At 63.8% G+C, this 22383-nt stretch carries 19 protein-coding genes and 1 pseudogene; 7 read left to right on the top strand and 13 right to left on the bottom strand.

Going from position 1 to position 22383, the window contains the following annotated elements; all coding sequences use genetic code 11:
* Positions 1-131: 131 nt before the first annotated feature.
* On the top strand, positions 132-1301 hold the full coding sequence (locus J1M86_RS24510; RefSeq protein ID WP_307786739.1) for an AI-2E family transporter: 1170 nt from the start codon (positions 132-134) through the stop codon (positions 1299-1301).
* Between the two features lie 65 nt (positions 1302-1366).
* Here J1M86_RS24510 and J1M86_RS24505 read toward each other — a convergent pair whose 3' ends face one another.
* Entirely contained in the window at positions 1367-2518 is a 1152-nt protein-coding gene (locus J1M86_RS24505) for a GTP-binding protein (protein ID WP_139318035.1), read from the bottom strand.
* 90 nt (positions 2519-2608) lie between these two features.
* Here J1M86_RS24505 and J1M86_RS24500 point away from each other — a divergent pair, with 90 nt between their 5' ends.
* Positions 2609-3592, top strand: coding sequence for an endonuclease/exonuclease/phosphatase family protein (locus tag J1M86_RS24500; RefSeq protein ID WP_075838537.1), 984 nt, complete (start codon positions 2609-2611; stop codon positions 3590-3592).
* Here the strand turns inward: J1M86_RS24500 and J1M86_RS24495 are convergent.
* From J1M86_RS24495 to J1M86_RS24460, 8 genes are all read right to left on the bottom strand, one after another.
* Entirely contained in the window at positions 3556-4761 is a 1206-nt protein-coding gene (locus tag J1M86_RS24495; RefSeq protein ID WP_075838536.1) for an RNA polymerase sigma factor, read from the bottom strand. The genes J1M86_RS24500 and J1M86_RS24495 overlap by 37 nt on opposite strands.
* Before the next feature lie 18 nt (positions 4762-4779).
* On the bottom strand, positions 4780-5187 hold the full coding sequence (locus tag J1M86_RS24490; protein ID WP_075838535.1) for a YciI family protein: 408 nt from the start codon (positions 5185-5187) through the stop codon (positions 4780-4782).
* Between the two features lie 173 nt (positions 5188-5360).
* Positions 5361-6443 (bottom strand): amidohydrolase family protein, encoded by a 1083-nt coding sequence (locus J1M86_RS24485; protein ID WP_307786738.1) that lies wholly within the window; start codon positions 6441-6443, stop codon positions 5361-5363.
* An 85-nt stretch (positions 6444-6528) separates the two neighbouring features.
* Positions 6529-7200 carry a TetR/AcrR family transcriptional regulator gene (locus J1M86_RS24480; RefSeq protein WP_206511719.1) on the bottom strand — a complete coding sequence of 224 codons (672 nt, stop codon included), beginning with the start codon at positions 7198-7200 and terminating at the stop codon, positions 6529-6531.
* A 56-nt stretch (positions 7201-7256) separates the two neighbouring features.
* On the bottom strand, positions 7257-8060 hold the full coding sequence (locus tag J1M86_RS24475; protein WP_075838532.1) for an SDR family oxidoreductase: 804 nt from the start codon (positions 8058-8060) through the stop codon (positions 7257-7259).
* Between the two features lie 57 nt (positions 8061-8117).
* Positions 8118-9692 carry a bifunctional 3-(3-hydroxy-phenyl)propionate/3-hydroxycinnamic acid hydroxylase gene (locus J1M86_RS24470; RefSeq protein WP_206511718.1) on the bottom strand — a complete coding sequence of 525 codons (1575 nt, stop codon included), beginning with the start codon at positions 9690-9692 and terminating at the stop codon, positions 8118-8120.
* A 34-nt stretch (positions 9693-9726) separates the two neighbouring features.
* On the bottom strand, positions 9727-10662 hold the full coding sequence (locus tag J1M86_RS24465) for a fumarylacetoacetate hydrolase family protein (RefSeq protein ID WP_206511717.1): 936 nt from the start codon (positions 10660-10662) through the stop codon (positions 9727-9729).
* Positions 10659-11801: a VOC family protein gene (locus J1M86_RS24460; RefSeq protein ID WP_075838529.1), complete on the bottom strand. Its 1143-nt coding sequence runs from the start codon at positions 11799-11801 to the stop codon at positions 10659-10661. Before J1M86_RS24460 ends, J1M86_RS24465 begins: the two co-directional genes overlap by 4 nt.
* Positions 11802-11933: 132 nt before the next feature.
* On the opposite strand from J1M86_RS24460, the gene J1M86_RS24455 reads away from it, so the two are divergent.
* A complete protein-coding gene (locus tag J1M86_RS24455; protein WP_206511716.1) occupies positions 11934-12605 on the top strand; it encodes a TetR/AcrR family transcriptional regulator in 672 nt (223 codons plus the stop codon).
* Between the two features lie 2 nt (positions 12606-12607).
* On the opposite strand, the gene J1M86_RS24450 is transcribed toward J1M86_RS24455, so the two are convergent.
* Positions 12608-13888: an MFS transporter gene (locus J1M86_RS24450; RefSeq protein WP_206511715.1), complete on the bottom strand. Its 1281-nt coding sequence runs from the start codon at positions 13886-13888 to the stop codon at positions 12608-12610.
* A 297-nt stretch (positions 13889-14185) separates the two neighbouring features.
* On the opposite strand from J1M86_RS24450, the gene J1M86_RS24445 reads away from it, so the two are divergent.
* Positions 14186-16549, top strand: coding sequence for a pyruvate dehydrogenase (locus J1M86_RS24445; RefSeq protein WP_206511714.1), 2364 nt, complete (start codon positions 14186-14188; stop codon positions 16547-16549).
* A gap of 107 nt (positions 16550-16656) precedes the next feature.
* A complete protein-coding gene (locus J1M86_RS24440) occupies positions 16657-18033 on the top strand; it encodes an MFS transporter (RefSeq protein WP_206511713.1) in 1377 nt (458 codons plus the stop codon).
* Between the two features lie 3 nt (positions 18034-18036).
* Here J1M86_RS24440 and dmpG read toward each other — a convergent pair whose 3' ends face one another.
* The 3 genes from dmpG to J1M86_RS24425 are packed head-to-tail and all read right to left on the bottom strand — an operon-like array spanning position 18037 to position 20895.
* A complete protein-coding gene (dmpG, locus tag J1M86_RS24435; protein ID WP_274611740.1) occupies positions 18037-19131 on the bottom strand; it encodes a 4-hydroxy-2-oxovalerate aldolase in 1095 nt (364 codons plus the stop codon).
* Complete coding sequence (locus J1M86_RS24430) at positions 19128-20075, bottom strand: acetaldehyde dehydrogenase (acetylating) (protein ID WP_206511712.1); 948 nt, start codon at positions 20073-20075, stop codon at positions 19128-19130. The genes dmpG and J1M86_RS24430 overlap by 4 nt, the downstream gene beginning before the upstream one ends.
* 28 nt (positions 20076-20103) lie before the next feature.
* Complete coding sequence (locus J1M86_RS24425; protein ID WP_206511711.1) at positions 20104-20895, bottom strand: 2-keto-4-pentenoate hydratase; 792 nt, start codon at positions 20893-20895, stop codon at positions 20104-20106.
* Between the two features lie 47 nt (positions 20896-20942).
* Here J1M86_RS24425 and J1M86_RS24420 point away from each other — a divergent pair, with 47 nt between their 5' ends.
* Positions 20943-21698: an IclR family transcriptional regulator gene (locus J1M86_RS24420; protein WP_083667522.1), complete on the top strand. Its 756-nt coding sequence runs from the start codon at positions 20943-20945 to the stop codon at positions 21696-21698.
* Between the two features lie 134 nt (positions 21699-21832).
* Positions 21833-22383 (top strand): annotated as a pseudogene (locus tag J1M86_RS24415) (DUF222 domain-containing protein); the annotation flags it as partial.

The following is a 22383-nucleotide window of genomic DNA, read 5'->3' as shown; positions in this document are numbered from 1 at the left end:
CAGCCTGGACGGTGGCTGTGTGTTCGCTGTCAGCGAGTGACGGGGTGCAACGACCCGCTGCGCGAACTCCGCGGCGTCAGGGCAGGCATTATTGCGGTATGCCGCACGAGCATGAAGACGAAAGGACCCTCGTGACAGAGAACGCCTCCACCCGTCGCGGCCGCGACACCTTGTTCGGAGCAGGTGGTCTCTGGATCGCCAAATGGTCGACCGTGATCCTCGTTGCAGCCGGAGCCCTGTGGGTCATCGGATGGATCGTCGGCGAACTGTGGGTCATCATCCTCCCCGTTCTGCTCGCGCTCATCGTGTGCACGGTGCTGTGGCCATTCACTCGACTGTTGCGCCGCATCGGATTTCCACCCGCACTGGCCGCAGCGACGAGCTTGTTGGGCTTCCTCGGCGTACTCGCCGGCGTCATCGCCTTCATCGTGCCGTCGGTGATGAACCAGGCGCCTGAGCTGGCGGACAGCGCCTCCGAAGGCATCACGCAGGTGCAGGAGTGGTTCGAAGGCCCCCCGGTCAACCTCGATGACGCACAGATCGACAATGCGGTGCAGGCGCTCGCCGATCAACTTCAGGACAGCGGCGCGGTGATCGCGACCGGAGTGTTCTCGGGTGTCGCTACCGCGGGATCGTTGCTGGTCACTCTCGGCCTGGTGCTGGTACTGACGTTCTTCTTCGTCAAGGACGGCCCCCGCTTCCTGCCATGGATGCGCGGCCTCGCCGGCGGCAAAGCGGGCGGACACATCGCCGAAGTATTCAGTCGGATGTGGGACACACTCGGCGGGTTCATTCGCACCCAAGCCATCGTCAGCGCCATAGATGCCATCTTCATCGGCATCGGCCTGGTGATTCTGGGTGTGCCGCTGGCCCCGGTGTTGATGACCCTGACATTCCTCGGTGGCTTCATCCCGATCGTCGGTGCATTCGTCGCCGGAGCACTCGCAGTTCTCGTCGCGCTGGTGGCAAACGGCTTCACCACCGCCCTGATCGTGCTCGCCATCATCATCGTCGTACAGCAGATCGAAGGAAACGTGTTGCAGCCGGTGCTGCAGAGCAAATCCATGAACCTGCACGCGGCCGTGGTGTTGCTGTCCGTCACCGCCGGCGCCTCGATCTTCGGCATCATCGGAGCGTTTCTCGCCGTTCCGGCCGCAGCAGTGGCCGCCGTACTATTCCGCTACCTGAACGAGCAAATGGCACTGCGATCGGACGAGGACTCCGGTATCGACGACGACATCGCCGAGAAGCTGCGCGAGGATCTCGGGGCCGAGGAGCCCGCGAAGACCGACAACTCGTAAGTCACCCCTCGCCACAAGACTGCCGACGGTCACAGGGCTGCCGATCCGGCCGCAATGACCGAAACTCATGCGTGGACGGGGTGGTCGGTCCACCTCGGGAGGGGGTCGGGGTAGGTGATCCAGGCCGATGGTCCGGCCAGCAGTTCGTCATTGGTGAGCAGTGCTGGGTCCAGCAGGGTGCGTGCGGCGTCCTCGCTGAGGCGGACTCCGATGAACACGATCTCCTGCCCCGGAGTGATGTCGGTATCGGCCCAGTTCTGAGCACCCTCGATCATCAGAGTCGGGCCGGCCTGCGACCAGACTGCAGCTTGGATGGGCCTGCTGGCGATCCAGCAGAATCCCTTGCTGCGCAACACTCCGCGCAGTCTCCCCAGCGCTTCGGACAACCGCAGCGGATGGAACGGTCGGTCGGACCGATAGACCATGCTGCGGATCCCGTACTCCTCGGTTTCGGGCGTATGGGTGCTCGTCAGCTCCTCTTCCCATCCCGACACACGCGCCGCGGCATCGGGGTCGTAGAGGCCGGTGTCGAGTATGCGCTTGATGTCGACCGATCCGCGATCGACGCGAACGATCTCGGCCCTGGGGTTGAGGCGGCGCAACGTCGCCTCGGTGGCCCCGGCTGCAGTGGAGCTGACCAGGTCGGTCTTGCTCAGCAGGATGACGTCCGCGAACTCGACCTGGTCGACCAACAGATCCGAGATCGACCGCGAATCACCCTCTCCTGCTTCGAGCTCGCGGTCGGCCAACGATTCCCCCTTGGCGATTTCGCCGAGAAATGTGGAGGCGTCGACGACAGTGACCATCGTGTCGATCGACGCGACGCTACCCAGCGTGAAGCCGTCCTCGAATTCCCACTCGAACGTCGCCGCCACGGGCATCGGCTCGGAAATCCCGGTCGATTCGATGACGAGGTAGTCGAATCGTTTCTCAGCGGCGAGTCTGCCGACCGTCTCGATGAGGTCCTCGCGCAGGGTGCAGCAGATACACCCGTTGGTCAGTTCGACGAGCTTCTCTTCGGTTCGACTCAGCTGGGCGTCCCCGGCAATCGATCCGTCGATGAGCCGGGCATCGATGTTGATCTCGCTCATGTCGTTGACGATGACAGCAACTCGCAAGCCGTCGCGGTTGGACAGGATGTGATTGAGCACCGTGGTTTTTCCCGCTCCGAGGAAACCGGACAGCACAGTGACCGGTAGCGGGCGGGTTTCAGCAATGGACATACCTTAATGATAATCGTTTTCAATACGGCGTGTCCGCCCGGGCTCGCCGAAGGATCCACGGCCCATCGTTTGCTACCGTCTGTCATGAGCTTCACCAGGGACAACGTGCCCGCGCGACGCGTTGCCCAAGCGGTCGGGCTCGGCGGTATCGCGGTCGGGATCGTTGCCGTCGTCTCCATGTTTCAATCGCGCCCGATCAATCTCTTGATTGCAGCTGCATCGTTCGTCCCGCTGCTCATTGCCGTGACCGCGGCCGGGTTGGTGGTCTCCCTGGTGTTCCGACGGTGGATGCTCGTCACCGCCTCAGCCGTGCTCCTCGCCGTCGTCTCGGCGGTCGTCGGACCGCTCTATGTGGCAGACGGACATGTGGCCGACGATGAGATCCCTCGCGGACAGACGCTGCGGATCATGCAGGCAAATCTGCTGTTCGGGCAAGCCGACCCCGGCAGTGTGGTGGCCACCGTGCGCGAAAATGACGTCGATGCCCTGACGGTTCAGGAGCTGACCCACCCGCTCGCACAGGCGATGAACGATCTCGGCCTCGACGATCTGCTGCCGTACCAATACCTCGTTCCCGATGACGCAGGCGGCGCCGGAGCGGGAATCTACAGCCGCTATCCACTGGCCGAGATGCGCGAGCTGAACGGATTCGGGCCCACCAATCTCGCAGCACGCGTCGACTTTCCGACATCGTTCGACCTCGTCGCCGTCCATCCGGGGCCCGCCTACATCACTCCTCCCGACGTGTGGACTGCCGAGTTGGACACACTGCGAGTCGCCCTCGAAGATCTGGCCGCAACCGGAAGCCCGGTCGTGGTGAGCGGCGACTTCAACACCACCTACCTGCACCGACAGTTCAGGGATCTACTCGACGCCGGGTACTCCGACGCCGCAGACCAACTGGGCACCGGCATCATCCCGACCTACCCGACCGACAAGGGTTTTCCTGCGGTCATCGGTATCGATCACGTGCTGACGCGGGGTGCGCACGCGCAGTCGCTGCAGCGGATCACCGTCGAAGGCTCCGATCATCACGGGTTGATCGTCGACGTGTCGTTTCCATCCTGACGAAGCCTTCTCGTCCTGGCTGCTTGTTTGATCAGATGGTTCCGTTCGTCGAGGTTCGTGGCGGATCGCGCCGCCTCCGCGTACAGGCGTGCCGCAACATCGAGGTCGCCCGCCTTCTTATGCAGGTAGGCCGATACCGCAGCGCGACGTGGTATGTCTGCGTCGACGAAGGCCAGAGCAGCCAGTCCCGCTGCGGGCCCGTCGGCTTCGCCGACCGCAACCGCCCGGTTGAGTTCCACCACCGGGCTCGAGGTGAGTGCGAGCAACTCGTCGTACCAACCGACGATCTGCACCCAATCGGTGTCCTCGACGCGTTGGGCGTCCGCATGCAGCGCAGCGATGGCAGCCTGTGCTTGGAACTCCCCGAGCCGATCACGGGCGAGCGCCCGCTGCAGGATATCGACGCCCTCGGTGATGAGCGAGGTATCCCACAGCGAGCGGTCCTGGAGCGCCAACGGAACGAGGCTGCCGTCGGAGCCGATTCGCGCGGGCCGACGAGCATGGTGCAGCAGCATCAATGCCAGCAACCCGTCCGATTCAGTGTCATGTGTGCGCGGCTCAGTGTCATGTGTGCGCTGCGACGCGACCCGAACCATCTGGCGGCAGAGGCGTATCGCCTCTGCCGCCAGATCGACGTCGCCGGTGTAGCCCTCGTTGAAGATCAGGTACAGCACTCGCCGCACAGTAGGCAGATCGCCTGGTTCCTCGAAACGCACACCGCTGACAGTGCGTTTGGCGCGGCTGATGCGCTGCGCCATCGTTGCTTCCGGCACGAGGTATGCCTGGGCGATCTGCCGGGTTGTCAATCCGCCTACTGCCCGGAGTGTCAGAGCGACAGCGGAGGTCGGAGTCAATGAGGGGTGGGCGCACAGAAACAACAACTGCAGAGTGTCGTCGGCCGTCTCGGTGGGCCCGGGCGGTGGCTCGGCGTGCACTCGTTCCTCACGATCGCGACGCGAGGATTCCGCGCGGTGCGCGTCGAGAAACTTGCGCCATGCCACCGTGACCATCCAGCTCTTCGGATCGTCGGGCATACCGACCGACCAGGTGAGGGAGGCCTGTATCAGTGCTTCCTGCACGGCATCCTCGGCGCTCACGAAGTCGACCCCCCGGCGGACAAGGACGCCGATCACCGCCGGAGTCAGCTCCCTCAGTCGCAGCGCGTCCATGAACGGCGCCCTCCCCGCCTACTCCGTGACCGTCGCCGGTGCGCTCAGAAACGGGCGGATCTCGAGCCATTCATGGATCGGCTCTCCGCCTGCCCCCGGTGCCGAAGACAGCTCGGCCGCCAGTTCGAGTGCGCGGTCGTAGCTGTCCACGTCGATGACCATCCAGCCCGCGATCAGATCCTTGGTCTCCGCGAACGGGCCGTCGGTGACGGGCGGTCGACCTGGGCCGTCGTACCGCACGAACGTCCCCTCCGGCGAAAGTGCCTGGCCGTCGACGAACTCGCCCGACCCCACCAGCTCGGTGGCGAAATCGCTCATGAACTTCATGTGAGCGTCGACTTCCTGAGGGGTCCACTGATCCATGGGGATGTTGTTCACCGCTGCCGGAGCGCCGCGGTAGTGCTTGAGAAGTAGGTACTTCGCCATGGTGATTCTCCTTCGCTTCGTGCAGCCGGTATGGCCGCATCCAGCCCTGGGACGAAGCCCTACTCGCGTTCTCGACATTCCTGGATCATTGTTTCCGAGTCGATTCCGCAACACAATGCGACACAATGCGACACAACGCCCAAAGCGCAGCCCGACGCGCCTGGCACGGGTCCTCAGCCGAGGGCGCGTGCCAGACGCGGTAGCTGTTCGAGGGCGTTGAGTCGTTCGATCCGATAACGCTGCTCGGTATCGAATACCTCGCCGAGGCCGGGCGCCGGGTCGTCTGTCGTAGCCGCTCGATAAACCAGCGAACTGAACGGCCAGTCCGTGCCGAACAGCATTTTCTCCACGGGCGCCACCTCGACCACGCTTCGCATCGCGGCGGGGCTGTCGGAAAGTGATGTGTCGTAGTGGAACGACGCCAGAGCGGTGTCGGAGGCGAAGACGGATACGTCCGGGGCCGCGGGGATCGCCGCTCGCGGCGCCCGCAGCCGCCCGGAGAGGAACGGCAGGCAGCCACCAGCATGGGCCAGCGAGAATCGGATGTTCGGGTACCGGTCCAGGGTGCCCGAGGCCATGAGAACCGTAGCTGCCCTCGTCGTCTCGAACGGATACTCCTGGTAGAACGCCGGGAATGGCAGCTCCGGCCGATTGTCCGGAGCGACCTCGGCAGGATGAACGAACACGAACGCCGAGCGCTCATTCAACTCGGCCATCACCGGTTCGAATCTCGGATCACCCAGGTAGATGCCGGCGTAACTACTGAGAAGAACAATTCCGTCCATCGCCCGATCGTCCAGGGCGTACCGCAGCTCCGCTATCGAGGCGACGACATCGGGCAGCGGGAGCACCCCGAAGGCGCCGAAGCGAGTCGGCTCCGATTCGACGAGATCGGCCGCAAAATCGTTGCAATGCCTGGCCATGGCTGCAGCGTCTGCTCCGGAGAGAAAGGTGACTCCCGGATCCGAGATCGAGATAACCTGCGCTGCAATCGCATGAGCGTCCATGAACTCGATCGCCTCACCGACCGACCAGGACGGCAGTGGTACGAACGATTTTGCCGTATACCCGGTCGCGTTCAGTGCGTCGCGATACTGCGGAGGCAAGTAGTGCGCATGAAGGTCTACCCGAAATCTACTGTTCGGCAACGCAGCAGCTGCGGGCGGCGATGACAGACTGTGCGCCACCGCACCGGCCACCACACCACCTGCCACCAACGCCCTCAGCGCTGATCTCCGAGACACCTCGTTCGACACCGATCACCCCAATGCAGTTTTGTGAAGAATGTAGTTCCGCCTGATCATGATTGCCTATGAAACCCTTGCGGCACAGTGTGAGCGTTCACAAATCCGCACACCCGGAGATGCGCGCCGCATTGACGACGGCGTCGAAGGCATCAGCGGCCAACACGACCACGCTGTCGAGATCGAGCTCAGGATCATCGATGTACTCGTCGGCAAGTCGGTCCAGAAAGCCTATCCAGCCACTGACAGCGACTCTGACGCGAGCAGATCCGGGCTTGGCCAAGCCGGTGAGTTCAGTGACCTGATCCGCGGCGTTCGAACGGGCCTGCTGTACAGCGCGATTGATCTCGGGGGTGGCGAACACACCCTCGCGAATCACCCTGAGGTACGCGATTCGGTAGCGGTCCAGGAACTCGACGTGGCGCCGCACGAACCCTTCGAGCCGTTCACGCTCTGTCTTCTCCTCAGGCCGCGGACTCTGGTATGCGGCCAGCTCGTCCAGCATGTCCACCAACGCCGCCGCCACGAGGCCCTTCTTGTCGGTGAAGTAGTAGAACAGCAGGCCGTGGGCCACATCGGCCCGTCGAGCAATCGCCGCTGCGCTGATATCGGCGGAACCATCTTCGGTGAACATCTCGATGGCGGCGTCGATGAGCGCTTGCCTGCGATCGCTACGGGGGCCCGCGTCTCGACGTGGGCGCGAGGCACGGCGCGACCGAATGCCGGGCGGCCTCGACGGCCCGGACACAGGTTCCTCGTTCGTCGGCATCGCAGACACGATAGACCACCCCGCCTTGGCATTTCGGTCTTTCATCGACTGGTTCGCTACTTGGCGCCGATACCGTAGGCCTTGGCCATGACGGATTCGATCACGTTGCGCGGCAGCAGCCGTCGAGCGAGGAACACGACCGGCGCGTTGCTGCCGACAGCGTAGAGCGAACGGGTCTTCTTGGACTCGACAGCCTCGACCACCGTCTCGGCAACCTTGGCCGCCGAAATCCCCTGGGACTCCTTGGTGTCGAGAGCGGCTATCGCAGAGGTGAACTCCTGCTGGTACGGCGAGTTGTCATTGATGTACTTGGTACGACGGCCGGACAGCCCGGTGGCGATCGAACCCGGTTCGACGGTGGTGATGTCGACGCCGAACTGGGCCAGTTCGTATCGCGCGGCGGTGGAGAAGCCTTTGATGGCGGCCTTGGTCGCCACGTACGAAGACCGGTAGGCGAGCGGGAAGCTCGCGAGCATGGACCCGACATTGACGATCTTGCCGCTACGCTGCTCGCGCATACCCGGCAGCACCAGCTGGGTCAGTTCGATTGCGCCGAAGACATGGAGTTGAAACAACCGCTGCACAGCGTCGATGGGCAGCTCTTCGAGTGGTCCACACTGCGATTCACCCGCGTTGTTGATCAGCACGTCCACGTCCTTGCCACCGAGGCCGTCCACGAAGCGCTTGATCGAGTCCCGATCTGTCAGATCCAGATCACGGTAGTCGACGCCCTTCACCGGGTCGGTCACCGTGGAACTGTTTCGGCTGGTTCCGATCACCCGGTAGCCGCGCTTGACCAAAGCTGCTGCCACAGCATGGCCGATGCCCGATGACGCTCCGGTGACGATTGCTGTCTTCATATCTCTTGTCTCCTAGTCTTGCCGAAAACTTCGGTCCAGCTTCGTACTCTGCACACGTCAATGAACATGGACGCTGCGGAGAATCGGTGGAGCCGGCCTCGGTAGCTTCGGGCCGGACAAGGCCTCGCAGCTGGGCACTTTCGTGTGCAGTGCCGGCACCGAGCGACTCGTCGCCATCACGGTGCGATCCGGCCGGACAATTGCGGCGCAGACGCGGCCGCGGTGCAGCCATTGCCCGAGATCCGAGGACGCCGGCACTTCCAATACCACAGCGCCGCGTCGATGAACCTCGGTACGCTGTTCGGGCGTGAGCGGAGTGTTCGAGACGAACAGGAAACGGCCAGGGGCGAGTTCGTCGAGACGCTGGGCGCCGCCGATCACGCAATTCGGACACTGTTGACCCGCGAGATCGTGGCGCGAGAGGTAATTGCGTTGCACGAACGCGGAGCGCGACAGACGTGGCGTGGCACTGTTGGTGACTCGCGCCCCCAGGACGGGCACGTATCCGAGCAGCGGTGCAACCTGCTTGCGAATCACATCACTGATCGCGCCGCCGCCGGTCATGGCCCAACCGATCGCTATTGCCAGTTGGATCATGGTCGTGACGTGCGGCTTTCGCTCCGACTCGTAGGTATCGAGGGCCTCGTCGGACGCTGCACCGCCGAGAGTGACCGCTAGCTTCCAGACGAGGTTCCTTGCATCGCGCAGTCCGGCGCCCAAGCCCTGGCCGATGAACGGTGGGGTGAGGTGCGCGGCATCGCCGAGCAAGAAGATTCGTCGGTCCCGCCACCGATCCACAACCTGGGCGCGGAAGGTGTACTCAGCATTTCGGATCAGCTTCAGATCCGGGTCGGGCACCTCGCGCAACCATGGTGCGACGAGCGGCTTGATCGCTTCGAGCTCGGTGAACATTTCCGCGGTTTCGTCCTCGCGCAAACGAAATTCCCACCGATAGCGAGAGGGCCCGATCCGCATGTACGTGGCGGCTCGGTCGATATCGCAGACCTGATGAACGCCTTCCCACTGCCCCAGTTCGGCGTCGGTGGCGACGTCCACCACCAGCCACCGCTGCTCGAACCCCAGATCCTTCATTTTCGAACCGATGGACGAACGGACGACGCTGTTTGCCCCGTCGCACCCGAGCACGTAGTCCGCTGTAACGGCGCGGCGCTCGCCGCTGTCGACATCGATGTACGTAACGACAGCCTGATCGCGCATGTTCGCGACATCGACGACCTCGCAACCACCGCGCTCGTGCACGGTCGCGGACGTCGACAATCTGGTTCTCATCAGACGTTCGAGGTCGGGTTGGTCGAACATGTTGGCCTGTGGAAACCCATGCGGCATCTGGTCGGGGTCACGCTCGAACTCGGCGATGACACCGATGTTGCGGTCCACCAGCCGCAAGCCTCGGGTAGGCCTCGACTGCTGCGCGAATTCCTCGGCGAGCCCTAGGTCTCCGAGGATGCGATAGACCTCGTCATCGAGATGCACCGCTCGCGGCTGCGGGTAGACATCGTCCCAGCGATCGAGGACGAGACACTCGATTCCGTACTGTGCCAACAGTAATGCGGAGGTCATTCCCGCCGGGCCGGAGCCGACGACAACCACCGGGTAGTGCTCGACAGTCACCTCGTCCTCCCAGATCGTCGGTCATCGCTGCACATCAGGCATACCGCACTGTCGTCCGCTGAATCCCGAGATCGAGTGCGCCATCGGGCGTGGACACCGAAAGCTCCACCACGTCGCCGTCCTTCAGATACAAGGGATTCGATGCCTGCTTCTTGAAGAAGACCTTCCACTTGACTGCCGGTGGCACCAGAGCGCCGATCATTTCGACCGGCTTCGCCGGGGCCTTGAGCGCGGTTCCGCCCGGCGTGCCGGTGAGCAGCAGGTCGCCCGCATCCATGCGCTGGAATCCGACGAGAGTTCGCAACGTTTCCAGCGGCCGGTAGATCATGTCCGCGACAGTGCTGTCCTGGCGCACCTCCCCGTTGACGCGCAGAGTCAGGCCCAGATCGCTGAACCGGGCGAATTCCCCGGCCTCGAGCAGCAGCAGCACCGGTCCGACCGGGGTGAAGGTGGGGTACGACTTCCCCTCGTAGAACTGAGTCTTGGGGAGCTGCACGTCGCGAGCCGAGACATCGTTGGTGATGACGAGCCCGGCAATGTAGTCCGCGATATCGGAGCTGTTGATCTCCGTGCCCACCGCGAGCGTCTTGCCGAAGACGAGCCCGATCTCGATCTCGTAGTCCAGCAGCTTCACATGCGCAGGCTTGACGATGTCGTCGGTGGGGCCGCTGATCGATCCGGAGGACTTGCGAAAGAACGTCAACGGGACGGTCTCCGGGTTCATCCCCGAGTCCTTGACGTGCGATACGAAGTTCGTCATCTGCGCGACGACCCGGCAGGGCGCGGTGACAGGGGAGATCATTTGCAGAGTCTCCACCGGCACGGTGTCCGTGCCCTCCCGTGCCGCCTCGACCGAGGACCGGTCGGCGAGAAGTTCGGCGGTGGTGACCGCGTCGGTATCGACCTTGACGGCACCTTCGGGGGTCTGGACCCACCACGCGTCATCGGTACGGAGAACGGAAATGCTCATGAGGACGCTACTTTCAACAGGCCACGGAGGCGTTCGGTATCGAATTCGTTGTCTTGGCGGAGCGAGGAAAGGATCGACCGGAATTCCTGCAGACCCTGACGGTTCGGCGTGATGCCCAGAAAGTCCTTGGTAGCCGGCGGGCCCCACTGAGCGAGGCCGGAGGCCGTCATCGGCGCCCACCCGGGCTCGAGCGAGGTGTCGAACATGTCACCGTCGCTGAAGTGCTCGACGAGGAAGCCATCCGGGTCGCGCCAGTAGTCGAAGATCTGGCTGCCCTGAATGTGGCGCCCGATCCCCCACGAGTGCCGATACCCGCGTTCGGTCAGGTACTCGCCACCGGCGGCGAGGGCGTCGAGATCACAGACCTGATACGCCGAGTGCACGTAGCGGTCGGACGGACCGAGCGTCATCGCGAGCGTGTGGTGATCCGTCGGCGTTTCGCCGCGATCGCAGCGGATGAAGCTCATCACCGGGCCACGTTCACGCTGGCCGTCGTAGTAGAGGAAGTCACTGACGATGAGTCCGAGGTGTTCGAGGTACCAATTGAGGTTCTCGAGGTAACGCGTACGCGAGATGACCACGTGGCCCAGGCGTTGCACCCGCGCAGGCTCGCGCGGCGGACGTTGCGTCGCGTTCACGCGCGTCAGCGGTTCGTCGAAGTTGAAGGTGTGCGCGCGCTGCCCCGGGAGGGAAGGCAGTTGATTCATGCCCGCCACCACCCGAACGGGCTGACCACCCGGATCGTGCAGGGTGACCCCGATGCCGCCGATGCTCTCGGGTAGGCGCGAAACTCGGTTGCCGGTGAGCTTTCCCAACACCAACACATCGGACTCGTCGGCGGCGAGGAACGCCGCGCCCACGAACCGGGTTCGATTCCCTTTGCGGATGATGACGCACGGGGCGCCGGTCTCCGTACCCCGGAGATGAACTTCCTCCGGCGTGCGGTGCGGAACCGTGAATCCGAATGCCGTCGCAAATGCCTCGGCCTTCACCAGATCGGGTTTTTCGAACTCCAGCCATGCGATGTCGTGGACCTTGATGATCGGGTTCGATGCTCGACCTGGATGTTCGCCGGGTAGCGCACCTTGGTCGACGTGCATGCCGCTGTGTGCATCGACGCCGGTGTGTACTTCCACCATCTCGACTCCTCACTGTCTGACGATATCGTCACCTATGACCAGACTCTCAGTCAAGGCTTTTGAAGAATTCGTCAATATTGACGATAGGCTAGGATCGATCGGTCGATACCCGATGGCGAAGGTGCACCCCATATGACCGCAGGAGCGAGCCGGCTCGAACGCCGCAAAGCACGTACACGCGCGGCCTTGATCGCTGCTGGACAGCGGTTCATCGCCGACGGCAAGCTCACCGCGCCCATTCTGGAGATCACCCAGGCCGCCGACGTGGGGATGGGATCGTTCTACAACCACTTCGAGAGCAAGGAAGAACTCTTCGCCGCCGCCGTGGAGAGTGCGCTCGATTCCCTCGGCGATTTTCTCGACGCCCTCGGCGATGACGTCGGCGATCCCGCAGAGGTCTTCGCTCAGTCCTTCCGCATAGCCGGCCGCCTGTTTCGGCTGCAGCCCGAACTCAGTCGCGTGCTCGTCAACTCCGGTTCCTCACTGATCGGCTCGGGGAAGGGCTTGGCGCCCCGCGCCGCACGAGACATCGCCGCCGCCTCGAAGGCCGGCAGATTCCGCGTCGAGGATCCCGACCTCGCGCTCGCCCTCGTCGCCGGATCCCTCCTCGGACTCGGCCAACTGCTACTCCAACAACCGGACCGCGACGACGCGGCCGCCGCGGACGCCATGACCACCGGCATCCTCATCGCGCTCGGATTGCCCACGGACGAGGCACACGCACTGTGCAGTAGACCGCTTCCGTCGATAGCCGAGGTTCTGGCCGACATCGAGGACACCGCGAACCAACCACGGGCAACATAGAATCAGCGCACTCCACGAACCCGAGTCACCGAATAGGCGCCGAGCAAGGCGAAGAGTGCGGCGAGCGGAAAGATCAACACGTACTCGGAGGTCAAGACGACGACGGAGCCCGCCAGCGCGGGCGCCAGAATCTGGGGCGCCACGGCCGCAACGTTCACCACGCCCAAGTCCTGCGCGTACGCACTCTCTCGCGGCAGCACCTGAGTGACGAGCGCATTGTCTGTCGATTCGAAACAGCCGAAGGACAGCGCCATCACGACGATCATCGCGAGATAGCCGGCAACAGTCGGAAAGATCAGCGGGATGATGAAACCGGCGGCCATCGTGCCGGATGCAGCCACTACGAACGGCTTTCGTCGACCCACACGGTCGGACAGGATGCCCGACGGCACGGCGGCGAGAACGATGCACAGTGCGGCGATTCCGGATGACACGGCAACAAGGTCAACTGCATCGTCCCCGAGCCCGATGTAGTCCTGCAACAGGTACAGCGCATAACCCTGGACGGTGAAGAATCCGGCGTAGGTCAGCGAACGACTACCGATAGCCCACCAGAAATCTGGATGTTCCGAGGGCGATACGACAAAGGACCTCCATCCTCGATCGACCTTGTCCAGCACGACAGGTGCGCTCCGGTTGTCAGCGTCTCCAGCAACCAACAGACGCGCGAGCGCCATGATCACCGGAATGCTGCCGATCACGAGGTAGGCCACCACGGTGTTGTCCGACAGAACCGAGGCAAGGACGGTGCCGACGACCGATCCGAGCATGATGCCCATACCGAGACCGGCACTGTACGTGCCACGCCGACCGACAGGAACTCGATCGGGCAACACTGCCGCGAGAGGCCCCTGGGCGGCACTGAGAACGAACTCCGATCCCACGTACAGCACTGCAAGTACGAGTAGCGACTGGCTGAAACCCATGGCCCACAACATCGGTGCCGCGATCACGGATGCGCCGACCACCCATGGTGTACGACTTCCGACTCTCGTTCTGGTCCGATCGGACAACCGTCCGGCAAGCGGCTGTGCCACCAGTGCTGCAATGGCACCGAAGATGGTGAACAGACTCAGGACTCCGGCCTTGTTCTGGTCTCCGGCCATGTCTGCGATCTGCAGCGCGAGGAGCACCCCCGGCACCGCGCCATAGACCACCGAGATCCCGAACTGAGAACTCGCGACGGAGATCAGCAGTCCGCGCGCCTGCGCGACGCCTGCTGGGCTGTGCGCACTCTCGCGCGGTGCAGTCTCGCGCGGAGGGCCCGATTCGGACGTTGTCAATGCCTTCTCCAACAGTCGGCCAGTATTTTGGCTACACCGTATCCATATCTATTCGGGCGGTCAAGGATGCGGCACGAGACGACGCGACCGACATCGGATTGATCACCTGAACCAGTTCGGGCCCGGCCACTGAGCCAGAACCGTGCATCGTGCGCTCCTTCGAACAAGGCAATTGCGCAGCTCGCCGATATCTGGTCGACTCGTGTGCGTTGCTGACACCTCGCAACTTCACCAAGCGCTTCGCAACCCGGACGCCGTCGCTCGACCACATGCCGTCGACTCCAGGAGCTTTCCGACATGAACAGCATTGTTCCGGCCGATCGCGACTCGTCCCGGGTCGTTCCCGACCACCTCCAAGAGATCGCGGAGAAGGTGCTCTGGCTGTCGACCTCGATCATCCACCACGCGAACCGAGTACGCCCCAATCCCAGCGGACTCAAGGTCGGAGGCCACCAGGCCTCCTGCGCCTCGATGGTCACGATCATGACGTCATTGTGGTTCGAACAACTCGAATCGGCGGACCGCGTGTCGGTGAAACCGCACGCGTCCCCGGTTCTCCACGCCATCAACTACCTGCTCGGTGAACTCGACGAGCATTCCCTGACCACGCTCCGCTCCTTCGGTGGACTGCAGTCCTACCCTTCACGATCCAAGGACCCCGACCCCGTCGACTACTCGACCGGCTCGGTCGGAATCGGTGCCACCGCACCGATCTGGGGTGCGATGTCACGCCGCTACGTCGAGGCGAGTTTCGGTGCCACCGAGAGCAGTTCGGCTCGGGAGCGGGGCGGCGGCTTCAGCGGACGGCAGTATTCGCTCGTCGGCGATGCCGAACTCGATGAGGGCGCCGTGTGGGAAGCCGTCATCGATCCTGGAATCACCGAGCTGGGTGAGATCGTGTGGATCGTCGACCTCAATCGCCAATCGCTCGATCGCGTCGTCCCCAACATCGCTGCCCGCCGCCTCGAGAAGATGTTCGACGCAGCAGGCTGGCAGGTCATCACCGTCAGATTCGGTCGCCTGCTCGAAGACCTGTTCGCTCGTCCCGGCGGGGACGCGTTGCGCCGCCGAATTCTCGACATGCCCAACCCCGAGTACCAGCGGCTGTTGCGGTGCACGGCTGCTCAGGTGCGCGACAGACTGCCAGGAGAGGGGCCAGAAGCCGCAGCGATTGCCGAGCTCATCGTCGACCTGGACGACACCGTGTTGACCGAATCGATCCGCAACCTCGGTGGACACGATCTGTCCGCACTCCGGCAGGCCTACGCCCAGATCGACGACACCCGACCGACCGTCATCATCGCCTACACGGTCAAGGGATTCGGACTCCCCACCCAGGGGCATCCACAGAACCATTCATCGCTGTTGACCGTCGAGGAATACAACACACTCGCGCAGTCGCTCGGCACCGATCCCAACAATCCTTGGACGCATTTCTCCGCCGAGAGCGGCCCCGGTCGACAGTGCATCGAGACCGCGGATCGGTTGCGCAGAGCGAGAGTTCCGGATTCGAACCCGCCACCGGTTCCCGCGGACATCGGGCGCACACCGAAGGGAACCGCGACGACGCAGGCCGCGCTGGGCCGGGTTCTGCTCGATCTCACCCGCGAGGCACCGGACGCCGCCGCACGCGTGGTCACCGTCAGCCCCGACGTCAGTTCCACCACCAACCTCGGCGGCTGGGTGAACAAGGTGGGCGTGTGGTCCGCCACCGAGCGCAGGGACTGGTTCGAGGACGACGCCGAAACCATCATGCATTGGCGCGAGGATCCGACGGGCCAGCACATGGAACTCGGCATCGCCGAGACCAACCTCGTCGGTCTCATGGGTGAACTCGGTGCCACCTGGAGTCGCTGGGGTCAACCGCTGTTTCCGATCGGCGTCATGTACGACCCATTCGTCGAGCGCGCGCTCGAGCCCTGGTCCTACGGCATCTACGCCGGCGGGCAATCCATCCTCGTCGGCACGCCGTCCGGGGTGACGTTGGCAGCGGAGGGCGGTGCACATCAGTCGATCAAAACCCCCTCGATCGGGCTGGAACAGCCTGGGTGCATCACCTACGAGCCGGCATTCGCAATCGACGTCGAATGGACTTTGCTCGCCAGCATCGGGCGACTCGGTCGACCCGACGGCACCTCGGCGTACCTGCGCCTGTCGACAAGACCGGTGGATCAGTCGCTCGCCGACGTCCCCACCGATCGGGCCGCGCGAGAACGTCGACGACGCCAGGTGGTGGCCGGTGGATATCCCCTCGTTCGACGCGAAAGCGCGGTCGTCACCATCGTCGCGATGGGTGCCCTCGTCACCGAGGCGCTCGCTGCCGCCGAACGGCTCGAACACATCGGTGTCGCGGCCGACGTCCTGTGCATCACCAGCCCCGGACAGCTCTACCGTGCCCTGCGTGCGCGCCAAGGTCACGCCAGCGACGACACCTGGATCCTCGACCAGCTCCTGCCTGCCGACCGAGCTACTCCGATGGTGACCGTGCTCGATGGCCACCCGCACACCCTCGCCTTCCTCGCCACGGTGAACCGCGTTGCCTCGACGTCGTTGGGCGTGAGCAACTTCGGGCAGGTCGGCTCGCTCGACGAGGTGTACAAGTACCACCGCATCGACGCCGATTCCATAGTCGGCGCCGCACTCGACGTCACCGGGAAGTAGCTACTCCTCGCGCACCCACCCCTGTTCGGGGGTAGTGGGGTGTGCTGCGGGTCACATACGTTCTGTTTCTGAGAAGAGCACGTACTGTGACCCGCCCCTGGAGAGACATGACCTCACTGACACCCGACGATGCGGTTACCCGCCACTCGTCACCACCACCTACCGCGCCGCCGAAGACCAGCGTGCGAAAAGTTGCCATCGCAAGCGGCATCGGAACCACTATCGAGTTCTACGACTTCTTCATCTACGGAACCGCTGCTGCCCTTGTCTTTCCGACGGTCTTCTTCCCTGCCCTCGGGGCGACCGCGGGCACAGTCGCGTCGTTCGCCACCTTCGCGGTCGCATTCATCGCCAGGCCGGTCGGAGCGGTGCTGTTCGGTCACTTCGGCGACCGTATCGGGCGCAAGAAGACACTGATCTCGACGCTGCTGCTGATGGGGATTTCCACCTTCGCCATCGGACTACTGCCGGGGGCCGCGACGATCGGCGTCGCCGCGCCGATCATCCTCGTGCTGTTGCGATTCGGGCAAGGTTTCGCGGTGGGAGGAGAATGGGCCGGCGCGACGCTGTTGACCGCCGAGTACGCGCCCGCAAAGAAGCGCGGGTTCTACGCGATGTTCCCGCAACTCGGCCCGTCTGCGGCATTCATTCTCTCCAGCGGCACCTTCCTCATCACCGGAGCTGTTTTCGGGGACACCAACGAGGTCTTCCTGAACTACGGTTGGCGAATCCCGTTCCTGCTCAGCGCCGTACTGGTTCTGATCGGCCTGTACATGCGCTTGGCGATCGAGGAGACACCGGTCTTCCGTGCCAATCAGGCAGCCGAGAAGGAAGCCGAGAAGACCACCGAAAAGCCAGTACGACTCCCGATTCTCGAAGCATGGCACGTACAGCGGAAGGAGATCCTGCTCTCGGCAGGAGCGCTGGCCTCACTGTTTTCGCTCTTCTACATGGGGACCGCGTATCTGACGAGCTACGGCACCAAAACCCTCGGTTACGACCGTCCGTTCGTGCTGTGGACAGGACTTGTCGGAGCAGTCGTGTTCGGTCTTGCCATCGCCCTCTCGGCGATGTACTCCGACCGAGTGGGACGTCGCCGCGTCATCATGACATCGTGCGCCCTTGCCATTCCCTGGGCGATCGCACTGTTCCCGCTACTCGACACCGGCAATCAAGCGGTGTACATCCTGGCAATGTGCGTCACCCTCGCCATCTTCGGAATCGCCTACGGACCGACCGGCGCACTCCTGCCGGAGCTGTTCCAGACCAGGTTCCGGTACACCGGCGCCGGGTTGGGCTACAACCTCGCAGGAGTGCTGGGCGGGGCGATCCCGCCCCTGCTCGCCGCTCCGCTGACCGCCCAATTCGGCAGTATCGCAGTGGGAGTCATGCTCGCCGCCCTGTCCGTCCTGAGCCTGGTGTGCACCAAGGCACTCGTCGAAACCCGGCATGTCGACATGTCCGCCGACACCGCCGGGCGCTGAGCGTCATCCTTTGGCTGCGACCAGATCCAAGGCGATGTCGGTGATGAGGTCCTCCTGGCCACCGACGAGGCCCCGTTCGCCGACCGCGAGCAGGATTGCGCGGGTGTCGAGTCCGTACTGGCGTGCGGCGGTCTCGGCATGGCGAAGGAAGCTGGAATAGACACCCGCGTATCCCAGAGTCAGGGTTTCGCGGTCCACCTGAACCGGCCGATCCTGTAGCGGCCGCACGATGTCGTCGGCTGCGTCCTGCAACCCGAACAGGTCGCAGTTGTGCTTCCACCCGTGCAGGTCGGCGACGGCGACGAACGGCTCGATCGGGCAGTTGCCTGCTCCCGCACCGTGGCCGGCGAGGGAGGCGTCGACTCGCATGACGCCTTCCTCCACCGCCACGACGGAGTTGGCCACGGACAGCGACAGATTCTGATGGGCGTGAATGCCGATCTGAGTCTCCGCGTCCAACACGTCCCGGTAGGCCCGCACCCGATCTCGCACTCCGTTCATCGTCAGCCTGCCACCCGAGTCGGTCACGTACACGCAGTGTGCGCCATACGATTCCATCAGCTTCGCCTGTTCGGCGAGCTGGGCAGGCTCGGCGAGGTGCGACATCATCAAAAAGCCCGAGACGTCCATTCCCAGTTCGCGAGCGAATCCGATGTGCTGCGCCGACACATCGGCTTCGGTGCAGTGCGTTGCCACTCGAACCGAGGTGACACCCAGGTCGAACGCGCGCTGGAGTTCCTTGACGGTACCGACACCGGGTAGGAGCAACGTCGTCAACTTCGCCCGATGCACCACCGCTGCGGCGGCCTCGATCCACTCCCAGTCGGTGTTGCTACCGGGACCGTAGGTGAGGCTGTGGCCCGCGAGGCCGTCGCCGTGAGTGACCTCGATGGCATCGACTCCGGCGCTGTCGAGGGCACTCGCGACGCGGGCGACGTTCTCTGGTGTGATGCGGTGCCGCATCGCGTGCATACCGTCGCGCAGCGTCACATCCTGGATGTACAGGGCAGCGCCGTCAGCGGCATTGGGGCGTGTCGCACCATCGGCGGCAGCGCGGCGTGTCGCACCGGTCGGTGCAGTATGGGTCGTGTCGTTCATCGTGCTGCCTCCAGCATCGTGTTCTCGGCGATCTTCTCGGCGACCTGCAGCGCTGCGGAGGTCATGATGTCGAGGTTGCCCGCGTATGCGGGCAGGTAATGCGCGGCGCCTTCGATTTCGAGGAACACCGACACCTTCCACAGCCCCGGCCCCTTCTCGACGCCGCCCGTCAGGGTGGCGACGGATTCGGCGTCGTCGAGCTGGGTGAACTGCACCTCCTGCTTGAGCCGGTATCCCGGCACGTACGCCGATACTTTCTCGATCATGTCGAGGATGGATCGACGGACCGCGTCCTGGTCCGGGGTACTCACCAGCGCGAGGACGGTGTCACGCATGATCAGCGGTGGTTCTGCCGGGTTGAGCACGATGATGGCCTTGCCGTGTGCTGCTCCCCCGACCTTCTCGATGGCCTCGGAAGTGGTTTCGGTGAACTCGTCGATGTTCGCTCGCGTGCCCGGTCCGGCCGACTTCGATGCGATCGAGGCCACGATCTCCGCGTAGTGAACGGGGGTGATCGCCGAGATCGCGGCAACGATCGGGATGGTGGCCTGACCACCACAGGTCACCATGTTGACGTCCGGCGCCTCGAGGTGTTCCTCGAGGTTGACAGCGGGTACGACGAAGGGGCCGATCGCCGCGGGCGTCAGATCGATGAGCTGCTTTCCGTACGGCAGCAGCGCTTCTGCGTTGGCAACATGCGCTTTGGCGGAGGTGGAGTCGAAGACGATCGAGATATCGGCGAAATCGGGATGCTCGATCAGACCCTGCACACCGGTATCGACGGTGCTGATCCCCATCCGGCGCGCGCGGGCAAGTCCGTCGGAATCGGGGTCGATGCCGACGAGAACAGCGATCTCGACGTTCTTGGCAACTCTCTTCAGCTTGATGACGAGATCGGTACCGATATTGCCGGACCCGATCACCGCAACTTTGGTGATGCTCATGATTTCTCGCTTTCGTTTCGAGGAAGGTTCAGGCGGTGAACGTCGCGCTGACGCCACCGATACCGGTGATGGACGCGGTGTAGGTCGCGCCAGGCTTCACCGGCACCATCGGACCCAACGCCCCGGACAGGATCACCTCGCCGGCACGCAGCGGCGATCCGTAGGAGAGGCTGGTATTCGCCAGCCACACAAGCGCTTTCCACGGGCTACCGAGGCAGTCGGAACCCGTGCCTGCGGAAACGTGATCGCCGTCGGCCGTCATGGTCATCTCGATGCCGGCCAGATCCGGTGCGTCGTCCTTCGCAACGGAATCTCCGAGCACGAACAGACCGGAGGAGGCATTGTCGGCGACCGTATCGGCCAGACTGATGTCCCATCCGGCGATGCGACTGTCGACGATCTCGAAGGAGGCGAAAACGCGATCGACGTAGTTCGGCGCCTGATCGGCGGTAATCAGTTCGTCGATGTCGGCCGAGAGGGTGAAGGCGATCTCGGCCTCGATCTTCGGTTGTAGCAACCGCGACGAGTCCACGGCGGGATCGTCCGAGACATCGAAATCGTCGAGAAGTACGCCGAAATCCGGTTGGTCTACTCCGACCTGCTGCTGCACCGACGCCGATGTCAGGCCGATCTTGCGTCCGATCACGCGCCGCCCGCCCGCGATGAGCGAGTCGATGTTGCGCGTCTGGATTCGATACGCGGCATCGATGTCCGCTCGGTCGATCAGGTCGCGCACCGGAGCGCACGGGGTGCTCGTGTGGGAGGCAGCGGCCAGGCGCTGCGCTGCTTCGTCGATCGCGTGTTCGTCCACCTTGGTCATGAAAAGCACGCTATGCCCGACCCGGCGCAGTGGATAGGATGTGTCCCATGAAACGGGACACGATGTCGCTGCTCGAGCGATACGCCCTAATCCTGGGCGTATTTCCCGGCGGCACGGCGTTGAGTCTCGCCGAGGTCACCACGCGGACCGCGCTCCCCCGATCGACCACTCATCGATTGCTGGTCGAACTGGCCGATGTGGGGTGGTTGGCGCGCAGCGGGACCAAATTCGAGCTGGGCATGGCTCTGTTCGAGCTCGGCGAACGGGTCGGCCTCAAGCACCGACTGCGCACCGCGGCGCTACCGTTCATGCAGGATCTGTTCTCGGTAACCGAACAGACAGTCCACCTCGCCGTACGCGATGGTCACGACGCGGTCTACGTCGAGAAGATCCACGGCCATCTCTCGTTCCCGCTACCCTCGCAGATCGGCGGACGGCTTCCCCTCACCTGCACGGCCGTCGGCAAGGCACTGCTCGCGCCCGAGAGCAAGTCCGTTCAGCAGGACATCCTGGCTCGGCCGCTGCGGCGCTTCACACCACACTCCATCACCGATCCGAAAGTTCTGAGTCTCGAACTCGACTCCATTCGCCGAACCGGAGTCGCTCTCGAGCGCGAAGAAGCTGCACTCGGTGGCTGTTGCCTGGCATCTCCCGTCATGGTGAACAAGAAACCCATTGCTGCTCTTTCGGTTTCGGTACCCAAGGCTCAGTTCAAACCCGAACTGCTCGCGCCCGCCGTGCGCACGGCTGCGCTCGCGCTCGGCCGAGTGCTCACCCGTACCTCGCCCGATACCCCGGCCTAGTACCGCAGTAGCAATTGGAACTGCGGGCACTCTGAGCTGTGGTTATGGCGTCGTTGGGTGTTTCCTGGCATCGACGGCGACGATCGGAACAGGCTCGACCGTTCTTGTCGGTGGGCGGTTGTACCTTCCCTGGCATGCAGAAGAAGTTGGGGGACTTCACCACAGCACACACGCTGTCCGACCAGGACATCGTGACCGGACTCGCGCACATCCACACCACCGAGACACAGCTCGCCGCAGCACGACTGGCAATGCTCACCGAAGCAGACCGACGAGGACTCGCACTGCAACTCGGCCACTCCTCCATCAAACGCTGGTACGCCAAAGCCGTACGCCTCCCCGAAGGAAACATCGCCCACCAGATAACCCTCGGAAAATGGCTCACACACAACCCCACCGTCGCCGAAGCCCTCACCGACGGCACCATCCACTACCTCCACGTCAAAGCCATCGCCGACGCCACCGCCACCGTCCTCACCGCCGACCCCACCCTCACCGAGCCAAAACAGACCGACATCACCGCGGTACTACTCGACGTCGCCACCCGCTCCCTCCCCAAAGACGTCCACGACCGCGGCCAAGAACTCGCCCACCACGCCGCCAAAGCCCGCCACGAAACCGAACGACAACGCCACGAAGAACAACAACGCCGCAAAGCCGCTGACAGCCGCGAGAACCCCCGCCC

It is taken from the genome of Rhodococcus sp. KRD197 (assembly GCF_017168235.1).
Taxonomy (GTDB): Bacteria; Actinomycetota; Actinomycetes; order Mycobacteriales; family Mycobacteriaceae; genus Rhodococcoides.
Note: the sequence above shows the minus strand (reverse complement) of the source record. Positions and strands in the feature narration are given on the sequence as shown.